Source organism: Pseudomonas helvetica, assembly GCF_039908645.1.
GTDB classification, from domain to species: Bacteria; Pseudomonadota; Gammaproteobacteria; order Pseudomonadales; family Pseudomonadaceae; genus Aquipseudomonas; species Aquipseudomonas helvetica.
In genome coordinates this window covers 4,172,144-4,193,815 of sequence record NZ_CP150917.1, presented here as the reverse complement: position 1 = coordinate 4,193,815, position 21,672 = coordinate 4,172,144, and the positions used below count along the sequence as shown (strand labels likewise).

Sequence of the window (21,672 nt, the reverse complement as noted above, 5' to 3'; positions counted from 1 at the left end):
GGAGGGTGGCAATGCGGGTTTTATTGGTTGAGGACGCTGTGGGGCTCGGCGAGGCAGTACGTGAGCAACTCGCGGATGACGGCCACGCGGTGGACTGGGTGCAGCGCCTCGATCACGCTCAGACCAGCGTGCGAACGACGCGTTACGACCTGATCTTGCTTGACCTGATGCTGCCGGACGGGCGAGGGCTGGATTTTTTGCGCCAGCAACGCGGGGCGGGGGATGTCACTCCGGTGATTATTCTTACGGCGCGAGACCAGATATCCGATCGCATCGAAGGCCTGAATGCGGGGGCTGACGACTATCTGGTCAAACCCTTCGATCTTTTCGAGTTGTCCGCCCGAGTCGCGGCGGTGGCACGGCGCTACAGTGGTAATCCCAATCCGCAGATCAAAGTGGGCGGGTTGCAGGTCGACATGACCGCTCGCACGGTGCTGCGCGCCGGCATGACGGTGGACCTCACCGCGCGTGAGTGGGCATTGTTCGAAGCCTTCATCCAGCGCCCTGGCGCGTTGTTATCGAAATCCCAGCTGGAAGATCGCCTGTATGCATTCGGTGCCGAAATTGAAAGCAACACCATCGAGGTCTATATCAGCCGTCTGCGCAAGAAACTCGGCCGCGAGATGATTGAGACGGTTCGCGGGATGGGCTACCGGTTGATGCCGGAATGAAGCCCGCCTCGAGTCTGCAAAAGCGTCTGGGGCTGGGGCTGACGCTGGGCATGACCCTGCTTTGGCTGGGGGCGACCGTCGGCGCCTGGGTCGTGGTGCAACACGAATTGAACGAGGCCTTCGACAGTGCACTGGAGGAGACGGCACAGCGAATCCTGCCCTTGGCCGTGCTCGAAATCGGCAGCCCTGATGAGCCTCGCCAGGCTCGGCATATTGCACCGCTCAAAGTGCGCAAGGAATACCTGACGTACCTGGTCCGCGATGCCAGGGGCGAGATACTGATGCAATCTCATGATGCCGACCCTGACATTTTCAATCCGCTGCCGGTGGAGGGCTTCACCACCACTTCCAGGTACCGTTTGTACGGGACCAGCGCTCCGCGCGAAGGCGTTTTTATCGAGATGGCCGAGCCCTTGGCCCATCGACGCGAAGCCGCTCAGGAGGCCTTGCTCGCGTTGCTCCTGCCGTTGCTGGCACTGATTCCGATCAGCTTGTTGGGCACCTGGTTGTTCGTGCACGTCAGCCTGCGCAGCGTTCGGGCGTACCGCCGGGCCATCGAGACGCGCGGTGTCGGTGACTTGTCCCCGATCAAGGTGGATCGGTTGCCTGCGGAAATCGATCCATTGGCCGAGGCGGTCAACCATCTGATGGAGCGACTGCGCAAGGCACTGGAGACGGAACGCAGCTTTACCGCCAACAGTGCCCATGAGCTGCGCACCCCGCTGGCAGCGACGTTGGCACACATTCAGCGGTTACGCCGCGAGGCGCCTGAGGGCCCGCTTCAAGTGCGTGCCGCGAAGATCGAGGCCTCTCTCCAGGCGCTGACGCGACTCTCGGAAAAGCTGATGCAACTGGCCAAGGCTGAAGGTGGCGGGCTTCTGTCCGAAGTGCCGCAAGACCTCATACCGTTACTGGCGCATGTGGTCGATGAGTGCAACCACGCAGCCGGCCAGCGGGTTCATCTGGTTCTGCCCGCTGTGCAAAGCGTGCTGTCGGCAATTGATCCTGACGCCTTCGCCATTCTTGTGCGCAACCTGATCGAGAACGCGATGAAGCACGGCGCGCCGGATCAACCCATTGAGGTGAGCCTTTCCAGTCAGGCACTTTTGAGGGTAGTCAATGCCGGTCCGGTGGTGCCTGAGCCGATATTGAAACGCCTGACCGAGCGCTTCGTGCGCGGTGAAAGCGGCGCTGAGGGTTCGGGGCTTGGCCTGGCCATCGCGCTGACGATTGCCCAAGGCGTCAACGCGACGATGACGCTCGTGTCGCCCGCGACGGGTAAACAAGACGGCTTTGAAGTCATCGTGCAGTTTGTTCAGGGGCGCTAGGGGGAATGGATACACTGGCCGGTCGTGCGGGATCAAAGACACGCCGCACGTCGCTGCAAGCAGGGCTATAATCGCGCCCACGTTTTACTCTTTCACAACACCCTCCACCCTACGAGACTGCCATGACTATTTCTCTGTACGCTGCTTCCGTTCCAGTCTTCAAGCAAATGCTCAACGCGTTGAGCGATGTTCTGAACAAGGCCGAAGCTCACGCCACCGCCAAAAACATCGACCCGAACGCCTTCCTGCAAGCGCGTCTGTACCCGGACATGTTCCCGCTGGTGCGTCAGGTGCAGATCGCCGTCGATTTCGCCAAAGGCGTTTCTGCCCGCCTGGCCGAAATCGAACTGCCGAAGTACGACGACACCGAAGTGACCTTCGCCGAGCTGCAAGCCCTGATCACCAAGGTGCTGGCCTTCATCGACGGTATCAAGCCTGAGCAAATCAATGGCAAGGAAGGTATCGAGATCGTTACCCGCCCAGGCACCCCGAAAGAAAAACGCTTCAGTGGCCAGGCTTACCTGCTGACCTACGGCCTGCCGCAGTTCTTCTTCCACGTCACCACCGCCTACGCGATCCTGCGTCACAACGGTGTTGAAGTCGGCAAGCGCGATTACATGGGCGCGTTCTAAACCCGCCAGCAACAAAAAACCCGCCAAGGTGTGAACCTTGGCGGGTTTTTTTGTGGGGCCGGTTTGTTACGCGGCTTGTACGGTTTTCTCTTCCTGGGCCAGGCAAGCGGCTGCGGTGAACAGCACGTCGGTGGAGGAGTTCAGCGCGGTTTCCGCCGAGTCCTGCAACACGCCGATGATGAAGCCGACCGCCACCACTTGCATGGCGATCTCGCTCGGAATACCAAACAGGCTGCACGCCAGCGGAATCAACAGCAGCGAACCACCAGCCACACCCGAAGCGCCGCAGGCACAGATCGCCGCGACGACGCTTAGCAGCACGGCTGTCGGGATGTCCACGGCAATCCCCAGCGTGTGCACCGCCGCCAGGGTCAGTACCGTGATGGTGATCGCCGCACCGGCCATGTTGATGGTCGCGCCCAGCGGGATCGATACCGAGTAAGTGTCTTCATGCAGGCCCAAGCGCTTGCTCAGTTCCAGGTTGACCGGAATGTTCGCCGCCGAACTGCGGGTGAAGAACGCGGTGATTCCGCTTTCCCGCAGGCAGGTCAGCACCAGCGGGTAAGGGTTGCGGCGCAGCTTCCAATAGACGATGGCCGGGTTCATCACCAGCGCCACGAACAGCATGCAACCCAGCAGTACGGCCAGCAGATGCAGGTAACCGATCAGTGCGCCGAAGCCCGAGGTGGCCAGCGTGGAGGCGACCAGGCCGAAGATCCCCAGCGGAGCAAAACGAATCACCAGGCGCACGATCACCGTGACGCCGTTGGACAGGTCGCCGAGCACGGTACGGGTGGTTTCGCCGGCATGGCGGATGGCGATGCCCATACCGATTGCCCAGGCCAGAATGCCGATGAAATTGGCGTTCATCAGTGCACTGATCGGGTTGTCGACCACGCTCAGCAGCAGGCTTTGCAAGACTTCGGAGATTCCGCCGGGCGCGCTGATCGCCACGTCGTGGGTGGACAGCACCAGGCTCGAAGGGAACAGGCTGCTGGCCACCACTGCCACTACGGCTGCGGCAAAGGTGCCCAGCAGATACAGGAACAGAATCGGCTTGATATGGGTTTCCTGACCGTGTTTGTGGTTGGCGATCGAGGCCATCACCAGCACGAACACCAGAATCGGTGCGACGGCTTTCAGTGCCGAGACAAACACTTTGCCGATGAATGCGGTGGATTTCGCCACCTCAGGCGCAAACAGCGCCAAGGCAATGCCGAGGATCAGGCCAATGACGATTTGCGTGACCAGGCTGGTGTGTTTGAGTCTGTGCAAAAGAGTAGGCGGAGCAGCAGTCATAGCGGTATCTCTGATTTTTTTAAGGTGCCGTGAATCGAGAAACCCGGTCAGCAACAAACGGGCAGGCTGACCGGGCAAGCGCACATTGCGTCATCTGCGTTGGCGGGTGAGCAAGGTTGAATTTTTTTGCGGGCGCGGACTTTATCACAGCGTAGTCGCGATCCTTCAGACCTGTGACGATCTGCCACCCGAGTGTTTAAGAGGATGTGTCAGGTTTGCGCCAGCGCTGTCGGACACACTCTGTTAAGCTTCGCCATCCACTTTTTCATCTCCCCTCAGTGAGCCCTTGGGCTGTCGCTGGCGTTGTCGTTTTCTGGAGTTACCCATGCTGTTGCCCATCCTGTTGTTGTCAGCCGCCGGTTTCACCGTGCTGACCACAGAATTCATCATTGTCGGTCTGTTACCGTCGATCGCTCGCGACCTCGATGTCAGCGTTTCCCAGGCTGGACTGCTGGTGACCTTGTTCGCGTTTACCGTCGCCGCCTTCGGACCCTTCCTGACCGCGTATTTCGCGCGTTTTGAACGTCGGCGTCTGTTTATCAGCGTGCTGATCATGTTCGGGCTGGCGAACACCCTGGCGGCCATGGCGCCGAACATTGGCGTGATGGCCGTCGCGCGGCTGATACCGGCGCTGGGTTTGCCGGTGTTCTGGGCGCTGGCCAGTGAAACGGCGGTGGACATCGTCGGGCCGGACTATGCGGGGCGGGCGATTGCCAAGATCGGTTTCGGGATTGTCTGCGCGACCGTGTTCGGAATCCCCGTCGGCACGTTGATTTCCGATGCGTTCGGCTGGCGCACGGCGTTCGGCATTCTCGCGGTCATTGCCTTGGCCAAGGCGCTGCTGCTGTTTATCTATTTGCCGAAAACCAACCTGCACAACCAGCAGGTGAGCTTGCGTTCACAGTTCAAGATTCTGCGCAGCCCGCTGATGCAAGGGCACGTGCTGTTGTCGATTCTGGTCTTCAGCGGGATGTTTACCGCTTACACCTACCTGGCCGACATCCTTGAGCGGTTGGCCGGTTTCAACGGCACTGTGGTCGGCTGGTGTCTGATGGGCTTTGGTGCGGTCGGGCTGATCGGCAACTCGCTGGGCGGGCGCATGGTCGATCGCCATCCATTGATCGCGTCGATGGTGTTCTGTGGCTTCATGATCGGCGGCATGGTGGCGCTGGTACCGAGTATTCATTCAACGCTGGGACTGGCGGCGGCGATGGGCGTCTGGGGCGTGACCCAGGCTGCGCTGTTCCTGGTCAGTCACGTGCGCTTGATGAAAGCCGCACCGCAGGCACCAGCCTTTGCTGCGTCGCTGAACATCGCCGGAGCCAATCTGGGGATCGGCTTGGGGGCGATGGTCGGTGGGCACGTGATCGACACCTTGGGCCTGGGCAGCCTGGGGTTTGCGGCGGCCGGTTTTATCCTGGTGTCGATTGTATTGGCCTTGTTGCTGATGAAGGTCAAAGCCCCAGCCGTCTGCGCCTGAGGCTTCAAAGCGCGGTAAACAGCTCGCGGCGGGCACCTTCGGTAATTGCGACAATGCCGGGGTGCTTGACCTTGCGCTCGACCGAGATCGCGTAAAACGACTCGGTCACCGCATCGGTCTGCCCGATCAACTCGACGCCGCATTGGCGTCTCACCTCGTCGGCAATCACGCTCGGACCGATGAAAATCCCGCTGCCGGATTGGCCGAACGCCTGCATCAAGGCACTGTCATCAAACTCACCGACAATGCGTGGCTGAATCTGCTGTTCGGCGAACCAGCGCTGCAAGCGGCTGCGTACCACGGTTTCCTGCCCTGGAATCAACAGGGGCGCACCGTGCAGGCCGCGCGGGAAGTCTTTGCCATAGCGTTGTGCCAATTCGGTGGTGGCGAAAAAACTGATGCCGCATTCGCCGAGTTTCTGGCTGTAACCCTTGATGTCCAGGTGCGACGGCATTGGACTGTCGGAGATCACCAGGTCCAGCCGCTGAATGGCCAGATCAGCCAGCAAGCGCTCCAGTTTGTCCTCGCGACAGGTGATGCGTAGCGGCTCAGTCAGCTCCATGGTCGGTGCAATCAGGCGATAGACGATGGATTTGGGCACCACGTCGGCGACGCCCACCCGGAACAGAATCTGCTGTTCATTGGGCTGCGCCCGAAGCATGGCCTCCAGCTCGCCACCCAGTTTAAACATCTGCTCGGCGTACGGCAGTGTCTGCCGTCCGGCCTCGGTCAGTTCCAGTTGCCGGCCAACCCGTTGAAACAGCTCTATCCCATAGGTTTGTTCGAGCAGACTGATCTGCCCGCTGATGGTTTGCGGAGTCAGGTTCAATTGCTCGCAGGCACGCACGATGCTGCCGGTTTTGGCCACGACCCAGAAGTAATGCAATTGCCGATAATTGAGCATGTGCTTTGCCGATTCGGAAAAACCGAAGTATAGCTGCTAAAAATACGAATTTTCCTGAAGTGTTTGCCTCCTTAGAATGCCTCGCTATCGACGGGCCACTCCCTTGGTCAAGTTCGCTCTATCGAGGAAAGCATGATGAAACTCAACTCCCTGGCCGCCGCTTCGTTGCTGGCCCTTTCTGCACTGCTGCTGACAGGCTGTGACCAGGCCGAGAAAAGTGCCCAGCAATTGATGGGTAAAGCGGCCGAAACCGCCAAGCAGGCGATCGACGATACGCATAAGGCGGCGGAGCAAGCGCTGAGCGACGCCACTTCGAACATCGTCGGCAACAAGGAAAAACCTGCTGACGATAGCGAGAAAAAACCTGGCACATCGCAGGAAATCTAACCCGTTCAACACCGAGTCAGGACTGATCCATGGACTATCTTTTACAACTCGCAGCAAGCCCTACAGCCTGGGTCGCCCTGGCTACGTTGATCGTGATGGAAATCGTGCTCGGCATCGACAACCTGATCTTCATCTCGATCCTGACCAACAAGCTGCCCGTGCAGCACCGTGCGAAGGCACGCCGCATCGGTATCAGCATGGCCTTGGTCCTGCGTCTGGGCTTGCTGAGCACCATCGCGTTCATCGTGCAGCTGACGGAGCCAGTGATTGAACTGTTCAACCACGCGTTCTCGTGGAAAGACATGATCCTGATCGCCGGTGGCCTGTTCCTGTTGTGGAAGGCGACCACTGAAATCCATCACAGCATGGATCCGCCAGCCGAGGATCCGACGTCGAAAACGTCCGGCGTGACATTGGGTTTTGCCGCGGCAATCGGTCAGATTCTGATGCTCGACCTGGTGTTCTCCATCGACAGCATCATTACCGCTGTCGGCATGACCGAGCATTTGCCGATCATGATCATTGCGGTGCTGGTGTCGGTGATGGTGATGTTGCTGGCGGCCGAGCCTCTGGCCAAATTCATCAATGACAACCCGACAGTGGTGATGCTGGCCCTGGGCTTCCTGATCATGATCGGCATGACCCTGATCGCCGAAGGTTTCGGCGCCCACGTACCGAAAGGCTACATCTATGCGGCCATGGCATTCTCGGCAACGATTGAAGGTCTGAACATGCTGTCGCGTCGGGCCCGGGAGAAGCGGGTCGCTGCTGAGGCGTAAGCGTTAAGGTAAATCACCAACGGTCATCTGCACTCGACAACGTGCAGGTGGCCGTTTTGATTTGTGGGGGATTTGAACCGAATCGATCAGTGTGCTGTGACGTGGTGCCGGGCAGGTTTCTCGACTTTGCCGGGTGCCGCAGGTGGAATATAGGCGTGCTGGTGTCTGCGGGTAATGCGCAATACGCCCCACAGCATCGCGGCGGCAACGGCCAGCCAGCCACCGATCAGCATCAGGATTATCATCGTCAGGCTCATTCAGTGCCTCCTCTTTGCCCTGCTTCGGGCACACACTCTGTACAAGCGTCAGTCTAGTCGCTGATGTGTTGCAGGCAATTGACCAAGTGTGATGAGTCTCCAACCCGTTCGCTCTATCAACTGCATGCGACTGCCGTTAAAGGCTATACCACTGCTATGATCATCAGCGAAGCCGGGAGACCGTTTGCCTGGCGCCTGAACAAGTGAGTGATGATGTTGCCGGTACTTTCCCGATTCCGCTGCGCCCTGCTGGCCGCGGCCTGCGTCTTGAGCCTGGCCGGTTGTGCCGGGAGTGTGCAACCTGAAATCCAGCGTCTGCCTGAGCGCGTCGAGCTCAGTGGCATGCCGTTTTACCGTGGCGAAGCCTATCAAAGCGGGCCGCAATCACTGGCCAGCATGCTTTCCCAGCAAGGCATCGTGATTACCCCGGGGCTGCTCGACAAGCCGCTGCATTTGCCGGGCGCCGAGGCGCAGTTGCAGCAGAACATGCAGAACCTGGCGCGTGAATACGGGATGGTCGTGTATCCGCTGGACAGCAATCTGCCGGCGCTGTTGGCCCAGGTCGCGGCGGGTTACCCGGTGTTGCTGCGCTTCAGCGAAGGTTCGGCATTCTGGAAAGAGCCGAGGTACGCGATTCTCGCCGGCTACAACCGTCACAAGCAGACGGTGCTGCTGCGTTCAGGAATGGACCGCCGGTTGCTGATGAGCTTCACGTCGTTCGAGTCCGCGTTCGAAAATGCTGGCGGTTGGGCAGTGTTGATTCAGGGGCCGACCCAGATTCCGGCCAAGGTTGACTCGCAGCGCTGGCTCAAGGCCGCTGACGATCTGGCTCGGACTGGACAGGAGCAGGCAGCAACCAAGGCGACCAAAGCACTGGCTGCCCATTAATCGAACCGAATAAAAACGGCGCCTTGAGGCGCCGTTATCGATAAAGGCCCCGACTCGCGTCGCGGGCCTTTTTTCGTGCGCTTATTTGCCGGTCTGCGCCATGCCGCTACCTTGACGATGTTGCAGATTTTTCTCGGCTTTGTATTGCAGGGCAACACTCGGCACAGAGGTGCTCCTGCCGGTTTCAACCCACTGACGAATCCGTCCGGCATCCGCAAAGTGGGTGTACTTGCCGAAGGCATCGAGAATCACCAGCGAAACAGGGCGATTACCCATGTTCGTCACCAACACCAGGCAGTGGCCGGCCTGATTGGTAAAGCCGGTCTTGGTCAGCTTGATGTCCCAGTCGGCCTTGTTGATCAGGTGGTCGGTGTTGTGAAAACCCAAGGAGTAGCTGGGTCTGCGGAACGTCACGGTTTTTTCCTTGGTCGTGCTCAGTTCACTCAGCATCGGGTATTTGCGTGCAGCCTGGAGCAGTTTGCTCAGGTCGCGGGCCGTGGAAACGTTGTGCTCTGACAGGCCGGTCGGTTCGACGTAATGGGTGCTGGTCATGCCCAGCGCCCTGGCTTTGGCGTTCATTGCGGCGATAAAAGCAGCGTAACCGCCAGGGTAGTGATGGGCCAGGCTCGCGGCCGCGCGATTTTCCGAGGACATGAGTGCAATCTGCAGCATTTCCCTGCGCGACAGCTCGCTATTGAGTTTGACCCTGGAGAACACACCTTTCATTTCCGGGGTTTCGCTGATCGTAACGGAAATGTATTCGTCCATGTTCTGCTTGGCGTCCAGCACGATCAGCCCGGTCATCAATTTGGTCACCGAGGCGATCGGCACGATCACGTCCGGGTTGCTGGCGTAGATGACTTTGTCGGTTTGCAGATCGATCACCATCGCACTGCCGGAGGCGATGCGCAGTTGTGAGGTGTCTCGAGGTGCCGCGGTGGTGTCACGTGCGTAGACGTTTGAGGTGACAAGAGGGCCTGTAAGTACAAAAAATAGGCTCAGGATGGATAGACGGATTTTCACGCGGGCGGACTCGGTAAGAAATGAATATGCCGTTCTGCAACGGGCTTTCTGGGAAAAACGTAACATTTTATGAGTATGTGCTAGGAAAGCGCTATACGCCTGCTGCAGAGGTGCTTCAGATGAAAAATATTTTAGGCTGTATCGGCTCTGTAACGGTCTGATTCACAGGCGTCGTCGATGCTCGGGAAGCACAGGATGTGATTGCTTTGGTGTAAGACAATAAAAGGCTTCGTGTGGTCAGGTAGGGTGGGACTGGTCATGCGGGCAGGTTATTTCGAACGGTTGTGGTTTCAGATCTGTTAATAGCGAATTTAACGTTAAAATTGATATAGAGAAACGCTCTATTAAACAGTGGTAACCCTTAAAGTGGTTGTGGGTGGGTTTAAGTTTAGGGGTTAACACTAGTAGTCAGTGGTCACGGCGAGTGGTGAGTGGTGGGAGGCGGTTCAAAATGTTGTCACGTAATAGGGTGACTGTTGAGTCCTGAATGTAAGGTGTTTGTTGTTGTTAGGAAAAAACGCTCGCCAAAAATATGGCGGTTATGTGGTTTTTTATTTGTAGAGATAGAAGCTTGCGCCTTTACTTTTAAATGAGTGGTGCTAATCTCACCTTCGCATTGAGCGACAAGTTATACAGCGTCATCAGGCCCGCTCACGGAAAGACGATATGCGGCTGATTGTCACTAATGCTGTCGACTCGGTGAAATGTTGCGAGTTGGTTTTTTGATCCAGTTGTATGGCTGGGACAGTTGTAATCGGGCATTGAATGCCTCGTGCCAAAGCCTATGGAAGGGCGTGAATGTACGCTGTCCGGACACCTCATGCTTCCCCTAAGCGAGCACGCCCAGGTGCTGATGGTTCAAGTGACTTGACAACGCTAAAGACAACTTACACAAAAGGAATAGTGTGATGAAATCAGTAAATGTTTTGATTGTTGTCGATGTTGAGAACGCGCTGGCATCAGGTGATCTCCAGGGTAATGTGTACCTGATAGACAGTAACAAACACTGCGGTTCAAGTAGTGAGGGTCAGGCAGAGCTCTATACGGCATGTGTTGAAGGGCAATACATTAATTGGGCTGTAGCGCCTCTCTCTCCTTCCAATGATGTGCAGATAGTTGGTTTTACTGGTCAGATGGTTAATGATAGGATTTGCCTTCCTAAGTCAGTGCCCGATCCATCAGGTAATTACTGGAAGGGGCAGGTCGAGGCGCAGGGTTATAAAGGGAACGTGCAGTATTCGGTAGTGCTTTCAATGGATGGGAAGCAGATGACCTTTGATCCGTTCCTGAAAATTCAGTAGTGTGTGAAGAGGTGCTTTGATCTAGATGAAGTTGTTAGTGTCAACTTCTTTATTTCAGGGTGATATAAAACAAGGAACCCCGCCAATTGGCGGGGTTCCTTGTTTGTGCGTCAGGGCGAGCCTTGAATCAGCCGTGCAGGGTTTCCGCTGCGTACAGCGTGTTTTCCAGCAGGCAGGCGCGAGTCATCGGTCCGACCCCGCCGGGTACTGGTGTGATCCAGCCAGCGCGGGGCAGGGCGGTTTCATAAACCACATCGCCTACCAGCTTGCCGTCTTCCTGGCGGTTGATGCCAACGTCGATGACGATGGCGCCTTCCTTGATCCACTCACCTTTGACCAGGCCAGGTTTGCCGGCGGCGACTACAACCAGGTCGGCGCGACCGACGTGGCCGGCCAGATCCTTGGTGAAACGGTGGGTCACGGTTACGGTGCAACCGGCCAGCAGCAATTCCATCGCCATTGGGCGACCGACGATATTGGAAGCGCCGACAATTACTGCATCCATCCCGTAAAGATTTGCACCTGTGCTTTCCAGCAAGGTCATGATGCCTTTAGGGGTGCAGGGGCGCAGCAGAGGGATGCGTTGTGCCAGGCGGCCGACGTTATAAGGATGGAAACCATCCACGTCTTTGTCCGGACGAATGCGTTCCAGCAGTTTGGAGGCGTCCAGGTGTTCTGGCAGAGGCAGTTGCAGCAGCACGCCGTCAATGTTCGGGTCGTCATTAAGACGGTCGATCAGTTCGGTCAGGGCCTGCTGGGTGGTGTCGGAGGGCAGGTCATAGGCTTGGGAGAGGAAGCCGACCTCTTCACAGTCTTTACGCTTGTGCGAGACATAAACCTGAGAGGCGGGATCGCTGCCGACCAGGATCACCGCGAGGCCGGGCGTGCGCAGACCTTGCTGGCGACGCTCGGCAACACGTTTGGCGATCTGCTGGCGCAGGCTGGCGGCGATCGATTTGCCGTCGATTAGTTGTGCAGTCATTGCGCGTGATTAACCATCGAGAGGGGGAAGAAAAGAGAACGCATTCTCGCATGTCAGAACGTGAGGGCAAAGGCGCTTGGTCTGCAAATTCCCCTAAGCCCTTTAATTAAATGAATTTTTTTCAAAAAGGATTTGACGGTCTCCAGGGGTGCCTATACTATTCGTCGCACTTGTCGGGCACAGCCTAGCACTGGTTAAGAAGGTCAGGCGGAATTACGGTTCTGCAAGGCTGAAAAGCACTTAGTTTGTAGTCCTTCAAGGGTACAGCTAATAAGGCGCCCGTAGCTCAGCTGGATAGAGCATCCGCCTTCTAAGCGGATGGTCGCAGGTTCGAGTCCTGCCGGGTGCGCCATTAGGCAGCTTTGGCACAAGTAGCGCGATATGGTGGGCGTAGCTCAGTTGGTAGAGCACGGGATTGTGACTCCCGTTGTCGTGGGTTCGATCCCCATCGTCCACCCCATATTTCGAAAGGCGCCAGATTTAACCGTCTGGCGCCTTTGCTTTAACAGTTGTGAACCGCGGATGTGGTGGAATTGGTAGACACACTGGATTTAGGTTCCAGCGCCGCGAGGCGTAAGAGTTCGAGTCTCTTCATCCGCACCAATTAAAGCTTCAGTCAGGCCGTTGGCCGGGTTGGAGCTCAGCGAAGAAGTTTTTTGGCTTCTTTGTTACGCAATATGGTGGGCGTAGCTCAGTTGGTAGAGCACGGGATTGTGACTCCCGTTGTCGTGGGTTCGATCCCCATCGTCCACCCCATATTTTGAAAGGCGCCAGATTTAACAGTCTGGCGCCTTTTTTGTTTCAGTATTTGTATGTTCAGCGACTGCAGGTTCCGGGTCGCAAGGGCAGGGCGTTTCGTCGTATTCATGTTGCTCGATGATGCCGCATTGCCCGCCGGGCTTGCTCGCAAGGTCGGCTGCCAGGGAGCTGATTGGCTCTCCTTCTATATATAGGAGGGTTGGCGCAGAGACCTGGCGTGATTGACTGTATTTGCCTCCGGGGTGAGGTGTATTCGTGCATCCACACCGATAAATTGCCTGCTGCGTTTTTACCCGTTTTCAGTAGGGTGACTTCTTGAGTTTGACCCACTAGAATGCATGCCCTTGATTCTGTGGTCGGAAACGGCCGGCTAACGTCTGTGCAACGAGGAATATCCATGCAAGTTTCTGTTGAAAATACTTCTGCTCTAGAGCGCCGCATGAGCATCACCGTGCCAGCTGAGCGCATTGAGACTCAAGTCAACAAGCGTCTGCAACAGACTGCCCAAAAGGCCAAGATTGCAGGCTTCCGTCCTGGCAAAGTGCCAATGAGCGTGATTCGTCAGCGTTATGAAGCTGATGCGCGTCAGGAAGCTGTAGGCGACGTGATCCAGGCTTCTTTCTACGAAGCGATTGTCGAGCAAAAGCTGAACCCGGCCGGCGCTCCTTCGGTAGAGCCTAAAGTCCTGGAGAAGGGCAAGGATCTGGAATTCGTTGCAACGTTCGAAGTGTTCCCCGAGTTCACCGTTGCCGGTTTCGAATCCATCGCTGTCGAGCGCCTGAGCGCTGACGTGGCGGACGCCGATCTGGACAAAATGCTGGAAATCCTGCGCAAGCAGAACGTTCGTTTTGAAATTGCCGATCGTGCAGCTCAGAACGAAGACCAACTGAACATCGATTTCGTTGGCAAGGTTGATGGTGAAGTGTTCGCCGGTGGTTCCGCCAAGGGTACTCAGCTGGTTCTGGGTTCCGGCCGCATGATCCCTGGCTTCGAAGAAGGCCTGGTTGGCGCTAAAGCGGGCGAAGAGCGCGTTCTGAACCTGACCTTCCCTGAGAACTATCAGAACCTCGACCTGGCTAACAAGTCAGCCGAGTTCACCGTCACCGTGAACACTGTTTCCGAGCCGAAACTGCCTGAATTGACCGAAGAATTCTTCGCTCAGTTCGGTATCAAAGAGTCTGGTATCGACGGTTTCCGCACTGAAGTTCGTAAGAACATGGAGCGCGAGCTGCGTCAGGCGATCAAATCCAAGGTCAAGAATCAGGTAATGGACGGTCTGCTGGCCGCCAACCCGATCGAGGTGCCAAAGGCCCTGCTGTCCAACGAAGTTGATCGTCTGCGCGTTCAGGCGGTTCAGCAGTTCGGTGGCAACATCAAGCCTGACCAACTGCCAGCCGAGCTGTTCGAAGAGCAAGCCAAGCGTCGCGTTGTGCTGGGTCTGGTGGTGGCTGAAGTGGTCAAGCAATACGACCTCAAGCCTGACGAAACCCGCGTTCGCGAGCTGATTCAGGAAATGGCTTCGGCTTATCAGGAGCCTGAGCAAGTCGTGTCCTGGTACTACAAGAACGACCAGCAACTGAACGAAGTCCGTTCGGTTGTGCTGGAAGAGCAAGTTGTGGATACTGTTCTTCAGAAAGCTAGCGTGACCGACAAATCGGTCTCTTACGAAGAAGCGGTCAAGCCGGTAGAAGCTCCACAAGCCGACTGATTGTTTTTGCGTTAGAAGCACACACCATAAGCCAGCTTTCGAGCTGGCTTATGCGTATTCAAGACATAACTATTTGGGAGTGACTGCGAGACATGTCCCGCAATTCTTATTATCAGCAGAGCTCTGACATCCAGGCCGCAGGTGGTCTGGTCCCGATGGTTATCGAGCAGTCCGCCCGTGGCGAACGTGCCTATGACATCTACTCGCGCCTCCTCAAGGAACGAGTGATCTTCCTGGTCGGCCCGGTAGAAGACTACATGGCCAACCTGGTCGCCGCGCAACTGCTGTTCCTTGAAGCGGAAAACCCGGACAAGGACATCCATCTTTACATCAACTCACCAGGCGGTTCGGTGACTGCGGGCATGTCGATCTACGACACCATGCAGTTCATCAAGCCTGACGTTTCCACTACCTGTATCGGTCAGGCCTGCAGCATGGGTGCTTTCCTGCTTGCCGGTGGTGCTGCGGGCAAGCGTTACTGCCTGCCGAACTCGCGCATGATGATTCACCAGCCATTGGGCGGTTTCCAGGGTCAGGCGTCGGACATCGACATCCATGCCAAGGAAATCCTCCATATCCGTTCGCGTCTGAACTCGTTGTTGGCTTATCACACCGGTCAAAGCCTCGAAACCATTGAGCGCGACACCGAGCGTGACAATTTCATGAGCGCAGAGCGTGCGGCTGAATACGGCCTGATCGACTCGGTGATCGACAAGCGTAAAATGCCCGCCTAAGCAGCTCAAATGCAGGTGGTTGGTTTAACTGGCCACCAGCGGGCTTGAAAAAGCCCGCAATTGCCTTCATCTTGTGTTGCAAGCCTATCGGATTTGGATCGATCGAATGACTGACACCCGCAACGGCGAGGACAACGGCAAGCTGCTCTATTGCTCCTTCTGTGGCAAAAGCCAGCATGAAGTGCGCAAATTGATTGCCGGCCCCTCGGTCTTTATCTGCGACGAGTGCGTCGACCTGTGCAACGACATCATCCGCGAGGAGGTGCAGGAAGCACAGGCCGAAAGCAGCGCGCATAAATTGCCTTCGCCTAAAGAAATCAGCGGCATCCTTGATCAGTACGTGATTGGTCAGGAACGTGCGAAAAAGGTTTTGGCTGTAGCGGTGTACAACCACTACAAACGCCTCAACCAGCGTGACAAAAAGAATGACGATGTCGAACTCGGCAAAAGCAACATCTTGCTGATCGGCCCTACAGGCTCGGGTAAAACCCTGCTTGCTGAAACACTGGCCCGTTTGCTGAATGTGCCTTTCACTATCGCTGACGCAACCACCCTCACCGAGGCGGGTTACGTGGGTGAAGACGTTGAAAACATCATTCAGAAACTGTTGCAGAAGTGCGATTACGACGTAGAAAAAGCTCAAATGGGCATTGTCTACATCGATGAAATCGACAAGATTTCGCGCAAGTCCGACAACCCGTCCATCACCCGGGACGTTTCCGGTGAAGGCGTGCAGCAGGCCCTGCTCAAGCTGATCGAAGGTACGGTCGCTTCCGTTCCGCCTCAAGGTGGTCGCAAGCACCCGCAGCAGGAATTCCTTCAGGTCGACACCCGTAACATCCTGTTCATCTGCGGCGGTGCGTTCTCCGGTCTGGAAAAGGTTATTCAAAACCGTTCCACCCGTGGCGGCATTGGTTTCAATGCAGAAGTTCGCAGCAAGGAAGAAGGCAAGAAGGTGGGTGAGTCCCTGCGTGAAGTCGAACCTGACGATCTGGTCAAGTTCGGTCTGATCCCGGAATTCGTCGGTCGTCTGCCGGTTCTTGCAACGCTGGACGAGCTCGACGAGGCTGCGCTGATGCAGATCCTCACCGAGCCGAAAAATGCTCTGACCAAACAGTATGCCAAGCTGTTCGAGATGGAAGGCGTAGACCTGGAGTTCCGGGCCGATGCACTGAAATCGGTCGCCAGGCGCGCACTGGAACGCAAAACCGGTGCTCGTGGATTGCGTTCGATTCTCGAAGGTGTGCTGCTCGACACTATGTATGAAATCCCCTCGCAATCCGAGGTGAGTAAAGTAGTGATCGATGAAAGCGTTATAGAAGGCAAGTCCAAGCCACTGTATATCTACGAAAACAGTGAGCCGGCTGCCAAGGCAGCGCCAGACGCGTAAGCGTCGCACTGCCGGATTAAAAGAAGGGGCCTTCGGGCCCCTTTGCTTTTGCAGGAGCTGCCGAAGGTTTGGGCCGCGTTTGGACGATCTTTACCGCGGTCTTTTAATCAGCTTGTTTTTTTCGAAAGCAGCCCCCATCTTGGTTTCAAGCTTACTTCCATCTGTTTCCGGCCTTATGGCCGCCGTAGAGGCGAAATCATGAAGACAACCATCGAATTGCCTCTCCTGCCATTGCGTGATGTTGTGGTTTATCCGCACATGGTTATCCCGCTGTTTGTGGGGCGCGAGAAATCTATCGAAGCCCTCGAGGCGGCGATGACGGGCGACAAGCAGATCCTTCTGCTGGCCCAGAGAAACCCTGCCGACGACGATCCCGGTGAAGACGCACTTTATCGTGTCGGTACGATCGCAACGGTTCTGCAGCTGCTCAAGCTGCCTGACGGCACGGTCAAAGTGCTGGTTGAGGGCGAGCAGCGTGGCGCGGTCGAGCGTTTCAGCGAAGTCGACGGCCATTGCCGTGCCGAGGTTTCGCTGATTGACGAAGTCGACGCTCCCGAGCGTGAATCGGAAGTGTTTGTTCGCAGCTTGCTGTCTCAATTTGAACAGTACGTTCAACTGGGCAAGAAGGTTCCGGCTGAAGTCCTGTCATCGCTCAATAGCATCGATGAGCCAAGCCGCCTGGTCGATACCATGGCCGCGCACATGGCGCTGAAGATCGAGCAGAAGCAGGAAATCCTCGAGATTATCGATTTGTCGGCCCGGGTCGAGCACGTTCTGGCATTGCTGGACGCCGAGATCGATTTGCTGCAAGTCGAAAAACGCATTCGTGGCCGCGTCAAAAAGCAAATGGAGCGCAGCCAGCGCGAGTACTACCTGAATGAGCAGATGAAGGCCATTCAGAAAGAACTCGGCGATAGCGAAGAAGGTCATAACGAAGTCGAAGAGCTGAAAAAGCGCATCGATGCCGCAGGCTTGCCAAAAGACGCGCTGATCAAGGCCCAGGCTGAGCTGAACAAGCTCAAGCAAATGTCACCGATGTCTGCTGAAGCGACCGTGGTGCGCTCCTACCTTGACTGGCTGGTTCAGGTGCCGTGGAAGGCACAAAGCAAAGTTCGTCTGGATCTTGCGCGCGCAGAAGACATTCTTGATGCCGACCATTATGGTCTGGAAGAAGTCAAAGAGCGGATTCTCGAATACCTCGCCGTACAAAAACGCGTGAAGAAAATCCGCGGTCCGGTGTTGTGCCTGGTCGGTCCTCCTGGGGTGGGTAAAACCTCTCTGGCGGAGTCGATTGCTCACGCGACAAACCGCAAATTTGTACGCATGGCCCTCGGCGGCGTGCGCGATGAGGCGGAAATTCGTGGTCATCGCCGGACTTATATCGGTTCGATGCCAGGAAGATTGATACAAAAGATGACAAAGGTGGGCGTGCGCAACCCGCTATTCCTGCTCGATGAAATCGACAAGATGGGCAGCGACATGCGTGGCGATCCGGCATCGGCTTTGCTGGAAGTGCTCGATCCCGAGCAAAACCACAATTTCAACGATCACTATCTGGAAGTCGACTACGACCTGTCCGATGTGATGTTCCTTTGCACCTCGAACTCGATGAACATTCCGCCGGCGCTGCTCGACCGGATGGAAGTGATTCGTCTGCCGGGCTACACCGAAGACGAGAAGATCAACATCGCTGTCAAATACCTTTCGCCCAAGCAAATTCAGGCTAATGGCCTGAAAAAAGGCGAGCTGGAATTCGACACCGAGGCGATCCGCGACATCATTCGTTACTACACCCGTGAAGCCGGTGTGCGTGGGCTCGAGCGCCAGATTGCCAAGGTTTGCCGCAAGACGGTCAAAGAGCATGCAATGGAAAAACGCTTCTCGGTGAAAGTCACGGCCGAGATGCTGGAGCACTTCCTTGGCGTGCGCAAATTCCGCTACGGCCTGGCCGAGCAGCAGGATCAGGTGGGGCAGGTGACTGGCCTGGCCTGGACTCAGGTGGGCGGCGAGTTGCTGACCATCGAAGCTGCAGTGGTGCCGGGTAAAGGGCAACTGATCAAGACCGGTTCGCTGGGCGATGTGATGGTCGAATCGATCACTGCTGCGTTGACGGTCGTTCGCAGCCGCGCGAAAAGCCTGGGGATCCCGCTGGACTTCCATGAGAAGCGCGACACCCATATCCACATGCCGGAAGGGGCGACGCCCAAAGACGGTCCTAGTGCGGGTGTAGGCATGTGTACGGCACTGGTGTCGGCATTGACCGGGATTCCTGTACGCGCTGATGTTGCCATGACCGGCGAAATTACCTTGCGCGGCCAGGTTCTGGCGATCGGTGGACTTAAGGAAAAACTGCTGGCGGCACACCGTGGCGGGATCAAGACAGTGATCATTCCTGAAGAGAATGTTCGCGATTTGAAGGAAATTCCTGACAATATCAAGCAAGATCTTCAGATCAAACCGGTTAAATGGATTGACGAGGTCCTGCAAATTGCGCTGCAATACGCGCCGGAGCCCTTGCCGGATGTGGCTCCCGAGATAGTTGCAAAGGATGAGAAACGCGAGTCTGACTCTAAGGAAAGAATTAGCACGCACTAGTACGTATTAGCCTGGGGGGCTTTCTTGACAGCTTTTTAGAGCCCTTGTTATAAAGCGGCTCTTAAGTGTCTGTAGGCCATTCAGCACTCGTTTTTGCTTTCACCAAAAAACTTAGAATCATCTCAAATAGATATAAGGGGACTTAGAGTGAACAAGTCGGAACTGATTGATGCTATCGCTGCATCCGCTGATATCCCGAAAGCTGCTGCTGGCCGCGCGCTGGACGCTGTAATCGAATCCGTCACTGGCGCTCTCAAGGCTGGCGACTCTGTTGTTCTGGTTGGTTTCGGTACTTTCTCCGTGACTGATCGTCCAGCTCGCATTGGTCGTAACCCACAGACCGGTAAGACGCTGGAAATCGCAGCAGCCAAAAAACCAGGTTTCAAAGCCGGTAAAGCACTGAAAGAAGCTGTTAACTAAGCCTCACTCGGTTTTTTGCCTATCCGGGTCGGGGTCATCCCTGACTTGGCAGCGGAGCGGTAGTTCAGTCGGTTAGAATACCGGCCTGTCACGCCGGGGGTCGCGGGTTCGAGTCCCGTCCGCTCCGCCAGTTACGAGAAGGCGCATCCTCGGATGCGCCTTTCTTCTATCCGGATTCTACCCACGCTCCACGGTTGCCTAATTTGAAGTTCAACCGTTTCTGGGGGACGCATGCTGCAGAATATCAGGGACAATTCACAAGGCTGGATTGCCAAGACCATTATCGGGGTCATCGTTGCACTGATGGCTTTGACCGGTTTCGACGCCATCTTCAAGGCCACTACCCACCGTAATGATGCGGCCAAGGTGAATGGTGAAGAAATCAGCCAGAACGAGCTGAGTCAGGCGGTTGATATGCAACGCCGTCAACTCATGCAACAGCTGGGCAAGGATTTCGATGCATCCTTGCTTGATGAAAAAATGCTGCGCGATGCTGCTTTGAAAGGGCTGATCGACCGCAAACTGTTGCTGCAAGGCGCAGAAAAATCGAAATTCGCTTTCTCCGAAGCTGCACTGGACCAAGTGATCCTGCAAACACCTGAATTCCAGGTCGACGGCAAGTTCAGTCCTGAGCGTTTCGACCAGGTGATCCGTCAGCTGGGCTACAGCCGTATGCAGTTCCGCCAGATGCTGGCTCAGGAAATGCTGATCGGCCAGTTGCGCGCCGGTCTGGCAGGTAGTGGTTTCGTCACCGATGCACAGGTGCAGGCTTTCGCTCGTCTGGAAAAACAGACCCGCGATTTCGCGACCCTGAACGTCAAGGCAGATCCAGCCGCGGTGAAGCTGACTGATGAAGAGGTCAAGGCTTACTACGACGAACACGCCAAAGAGTTCATGACGCCTGATCAGGTGGTCATCGATTACCTCGAGTTGAAGAAGGCTTCTTTCTTTGATCAGGTCGCCGTCAAGGACGAAGACCTGCAAGCGCTGTATCAGAAAGAAACCGCGAACCTGGCCGAACAGCGCCGGGCTGCGCACATTCTGATCGAAGTGAATGACAAGGTGAACGAGGCGCAAGCCAAGGCGAAGATCGAAGAGATTCAGGCGCGTCTGGCCAAAGGTGAAAGCTTCGAGGCCCTGGCCAAGGAGTTCTCGCAGGATCCAGGTTCGGCTGCCAACGGCGGTGACCTCGGTTACGCTGGCCCGGGCGTTTACGACCCAACCTTTGAGAAAGCGCTGTATGCGCTGGGCAAAGACCAGGTGTCGGCGCCGGTGCGCACTGAATTCGGTTTCCACTTGATCAAGCTGTTGGGCGTTGAAGCACCGCAAGTGCCAAGCTTCGCCAGCCTGAAAGACAAGCTGACCAAGGAACTGAAAACCCAACAGGTCGAGCAGCGTTTTGTGGATGCGACCAAACAGTTGGAAGATGCCGCGTTCGAAGCTTCCGACCTGGCTCAACCAGCTGCGGACCTGAAACTGACCGTCCACACGTCCGCACCGTTTGGCCGTGAAGGTGGCGAAGGTATCGCGGCCAACCGTGCCGTGGTCACTGCTGCGTTCAGCCCGGAAGTACTGGATGAAGGTGCCAACAGCACCGGCATCGAGCTGGATCCGGAAACGGTAGTGGTGCTGCGTGCCAAAGAGCATCGCAAGCCTGAACAGCTGCCACTGGAAAGCGTCGCTGCGAGCATCCGCGTGCAATTGACCAAGGAGCACGCCAGTGCTGCTGCCAAGACCAAGGCTGATGAGCTGATCGCCAGTCTGCGTGATGGCAAGACGCCGCTCGCCAGCCAGGGCTGGAAAGTCACCAATGCGGCAACTCGTGCTCAGGAAGGTGTTGATCCAACCGTGCTGCAAGCGTTGTTCCGCATGCCGAAGCCTGCAGCCAAGGACAAGCCGACTTTCAGCAGCGTGACCCTGACTGACGGTAGTCTGGTGATCGTGCGTCTGAACGGTGTGAGCGAAGCCGCAGCGCCTTCTGAAGAAGAGAAGGCTCAGTATCGTCGCTTCCTCGCGTCGCGCGTTGGCCAGCAAGACTTCGCGGCCTATCGCAAGCAACTGGAGAGCCAGGCGGACATCAAGCGTTACTGATGCCTGACTGACCCGTTAGTGGTAAACAAAGACCCTGGCCGAAA

Annotated in this window: 20 protein-coding genes and 5 tRNA genes; 20 read left to right on the top strand and 5 right to left on the bottom strand. The window is 56.5% G+C overall.

Going from position 1 to position 21,672, the window contains the following annotated elements; genetic code table 11:
* Window positions 1-11: 11 nt before the first annotated feature.
* From AABM55_RS19515 to AABM55_RS19505, 3 genes are all read left to right on the top strand, one after another.
* Entirely contained in the window at window positions 12-671 is a 660-nt protein-coding gene (locus AABM55_RS19515) for a response regulator transcription factor (protein WP_054596527.1), read from the top strand.
* Window positions 668-1,999 (top strand): HAMP domain-containing sensor histidine kinase, encoded by a 1,332-nt coding sequence (locus AABM55_RS19510; protein ID WP_054596528.1) that lies wholly within the window; start codon window positions 668-670, stop codon window positions 1,997-1,999. The genes AABM55_RS19515 and AABM55_RS19510 overlap by 4 nt, the downstream gene beginning before the upstream one ends.
* A gap of 122 nt (window positions 2,000-2,121) precedes the next feature.
* On the top strand, window positions 2,122-2,631 hold the full coding sequence (locus tag AABM55_RS19505) for a DUF1993 family protein (RefSeq protein WP_054596529.1): 510 nt from the start codon (window positions 2,122-2,124) through the stop codon (window positions 2,629-2,631).
* 66 nt (window positions 2,632-2,697) lie between these two features.
* On the opposite strand, the gene sstT is transcribed toward AABM55_RS19505, so the two are convergent.
* Entirely contained in the window at window positions 2,698-3,930 is a 1,233-nt protein-coding gene (sstT, locus tag AABM55_RS19500) for a serine/threonine transporter SstT (RefSeq protein WP_347927368.1), read from the bottom strand.
* A 325-nt stretch (window positions 3,931-4,255) separates the two neighbouring features.
* On the opposite strand from sstT, the gene AABM55_RS19495 reads away from it, so the two are divergent.
* The gene (locus AABM55_RS19495) at window positions 4,256-5,410 is read left to right on the top strand and encodes an MFS transporter (RefSeq protein ID WP_054596531.1); all 1,155 of its coding nucleotides are present in this window, start codon (window positions 4,256-4,258) and stop codon (window positions 5,408-5,410) included.
* Between the two features lie 4 nt (window positions 5,411-5,414).
* Here the strand turns inward: AABM55_RS19495 and nhaR are convergent, their stop codons facing one another.
* The gene (gene nhaR / locus AABM55_RS19490) at window positions 5,415-6,314 is read right to left on the bottom strand and encodes a transcriptional activator NhaR (protein WP_347927367.1); all 900 of its coding nucleotides are present in this window, start codon (window positions 6,312-6,314) and stop codon (window positions 5,415-5,417) included.
* A gap of 135 nt (window positions 6,315-6,449) precedes the next feature.
* Between nhaR and AABM55_RS19485 the strand changes: the two genes are divergently transcribed.
* Entirely contained in the window at window positions 6,450-6,701 is a 252-nt protein-coding gene (locus AABM55_RS19485) for a hypothetical protein (protein ID WP_054596533.1), read from the top strand.
* A gap of 29 nt (window positions 6,702-6,730) precedes the next feature.
* Complete coding sequence (locus AABM55_RS19480) at window positions 6,731-7,480, top strand: TerC family protein (RefSeq protein WP_054596534.1); 750 nt, start codon at window positions 6,731-6,733, stop codon at window positions 7,478-7,480.
* Window positions 7,481-7,566: 86 nt separating this feature from the next.
* Here the strand turns inward: AABM55_RS19480 and AABM55_RS19475 are convergent, their stop codons facing one another.
* Complete coding sequence (locus tag AABM55_RS19475) at window positions 7,567-7,737, bottom strand: hypothetical protein (protein WP_173860006.1); 171 nt, start codon at window positions 7,735-7,737, stop codon at window positions 7,567-7,569.
* Between the two features lie 213 nt (window positions 7,738-7,950).
* On the opposite strand from AABM55_RS19475, the gene AABM55_RS19470 reads away from it, so the two are divergent.
* The gene (locus AABM55_RS19470; protein WP_347930061.1) at window positions 7,951-8,625 is read left to right on the top strand and encodes a peptidase C39 family protein; all 675 of its coding nucleotides are present in this window, start codon (window positions 7,951-7,953) and stop codon (window positions 8,623-8,625) included.
* A gap of 81 nt (window positions 8,626-8,706) precedes the next feature.
* Here the strand turns inward: AABM55_RS19470 and pbpG are convergent, their stop codons facing one another.
* Window positions 8,707-9,648, bottom strand: a complete 942-nt coding sequence (gene pbpG, locus AABM55_RS19465; protein ID WP_054596536.1) for a D-alanyl-D-alanine endopeptidase — start codon at window positions 9,646-9,648, stop codon at window positions 8,707-8,709.
* A gap of 20 nt (window positions 9,649-9,668) precedes the next feature.
* Here pbpG and AABM55_RS19460 point away from each other — a divergent pair, with 20 nt between their 5' ends.
* On the top strand, window positions 9,669-9,809 hold the full coding sequence (locus tag AABM55_RS19460; RefSeq protein WP_347927366.1) for a hypothetical protein: 141 nt from the start codon (window positions 9,669-9,671) through the stop codon (window positions 9,807-9,809).
* Between the two features lie 747 nt (window positions 9,810-10,556).
* Window positions 10,557-10,949, top strand: a complete 393-nt coding sequence (locus AABM55_RS19455; protein WP_054596537.1) for a hypothetical protein — start codon at window positions 10,557-10,559, stop codon at window positions 10,947-10,949.
* Between the two features lie 127 nt (window positions 10,950-11,076).
* On the opposite strand, the gene folD is transcribed toward AABM55_RS19455, so the two are convergent.
* Entirely contained in the window at window positions 11,077-11,931 is an 855-nt protein-coding gene (gene folD / locus AABM55_RS19450; protein ID WP_347927365.1) for a bifunctional methylenetetrahydrofolate dehydrogenase/methenyltetrahydrofolate cyclohydrolase FolD, read from the bottom strand.
* 275 nt (window positions 11,932-12,206) lie between these two features.
* Here folD and AABM55_RS19445 point away from each other — a divergent pair.
* The 11 genes from AABM55_RS19445 (at window position 12,207) to AABM55_RS19395 (ending at window position 21,628) form a co-directional block, all read left to right on the top strand.
* A tRNA-Arg gene (locus tag AABM55_RS19445) sits at window positions 12,207-12,283 on the top strand.
* A gap of 32 nt (window positions 12,284-12,315) precedes the next feature.
* A tRNA-His gene (locus tag AABM55_RS19440) sits at window positions 12,316-12,391 on the top strand.
* A 58-nt stretch (window positions 12,392-12,449) separates the two neighbouring features.
* A tRNA-Leu gene (locus AABM55_RS19435) sits at window positions 12,450-12,534 on the top strand.
* A gap of 77 nt (window positions 12,535-12,611) precedes the next feature.
* Window positions 12,612-12,687, top strand: a tRNA-His gene (locus AABM55_RS19430).
* A 400-nt stretch (window positions 12,688-13,087) separates the two neighbouring features.
* Window positions 13,088-14,398 carry a trigger factor gene (tig, locus tag AABM55_RS19425; RefSeq protein WP_347927364.1) on the top strand — a complete coding sequence of 437 codons (1,311 nt, stop codon included), beginning with the start codon at window positions 13,088-13,090 and terminating at the stop codon, window positions 14,396-14,398.
* A gap of 92 nt (window positions 14,399-14,490) precedes the next feature.
* Complete coding sequence (clpP, locus tag AABM55_RS19420; protein WP_054596540.1) at window positions 14,491-15,132, top strand: ATP-dependent Clp endopeptidase proteolytic subunit ClpP; 642 nt, start codon at window positions 14,491-14,493, stop codon at window positions 15,130-15,132.
* 106 nt (window positions 15,133-15,238) lie between these two features.
* On the top strand, window positions 15,239-16,522 hold the full coding sequence (gene clpX / locus AABM55_RS19415; RefSeq protein ID WP_347927363.1) for an ATP-dependent Clp protease ATP-binding subunit ClpX: 1,284 nt from the start codon (window positions 15,239-15,241) through the stop codon (window positions 16,520-16,522).
* A 198-nt stretch (window positions 16,523-16,720) separates the two neighbouring features.
* Entirely contained in the window at window positions 16,721-19,117 is a 2,397-nt protein-coding gene (lon, locus tag AABM55_RS19410) for an endopeptidase La (protein ID WP_054596542.1), read from the top strand.
* A gap of 147 nt (window positions 19,118-19,264) precedes the next feature.
* Window positions 19,265-19,537, top strand: a complete 273-nt coding sequence (locus AABM55_RS19405) for an HU family DNA-binding protein (RefSeq protein ID WP_002552737.1) — start codon at window positions 19,265-19,267, stop codon at window positions 19,535-19,537.
* A gap of 53 nt (window positions 19,538-19,590) precedes the next feature.
* Window positions 19,591-19,667 (top strand) — tRNA-Asp (locus AABM55_RS19400).
* Between the two features lie 101 nt (window positions 19,668-19,768).
* Window positions 19,769-21,628 carry a SurA N-terminal domain-containing protein gene (locus tag AABM55_RS19395; protein ID WP_054596543.1) on the top strand — a complete coding sequence of 620 codons (1,860 nt, stop codon included), beginning with the start codon at window positions 19,769-19,771 and terminating at the stop codon, window positions 21,626-21,628.
* Window positions 21,629-21,672 lie beyond the last annotated feature (44 nt).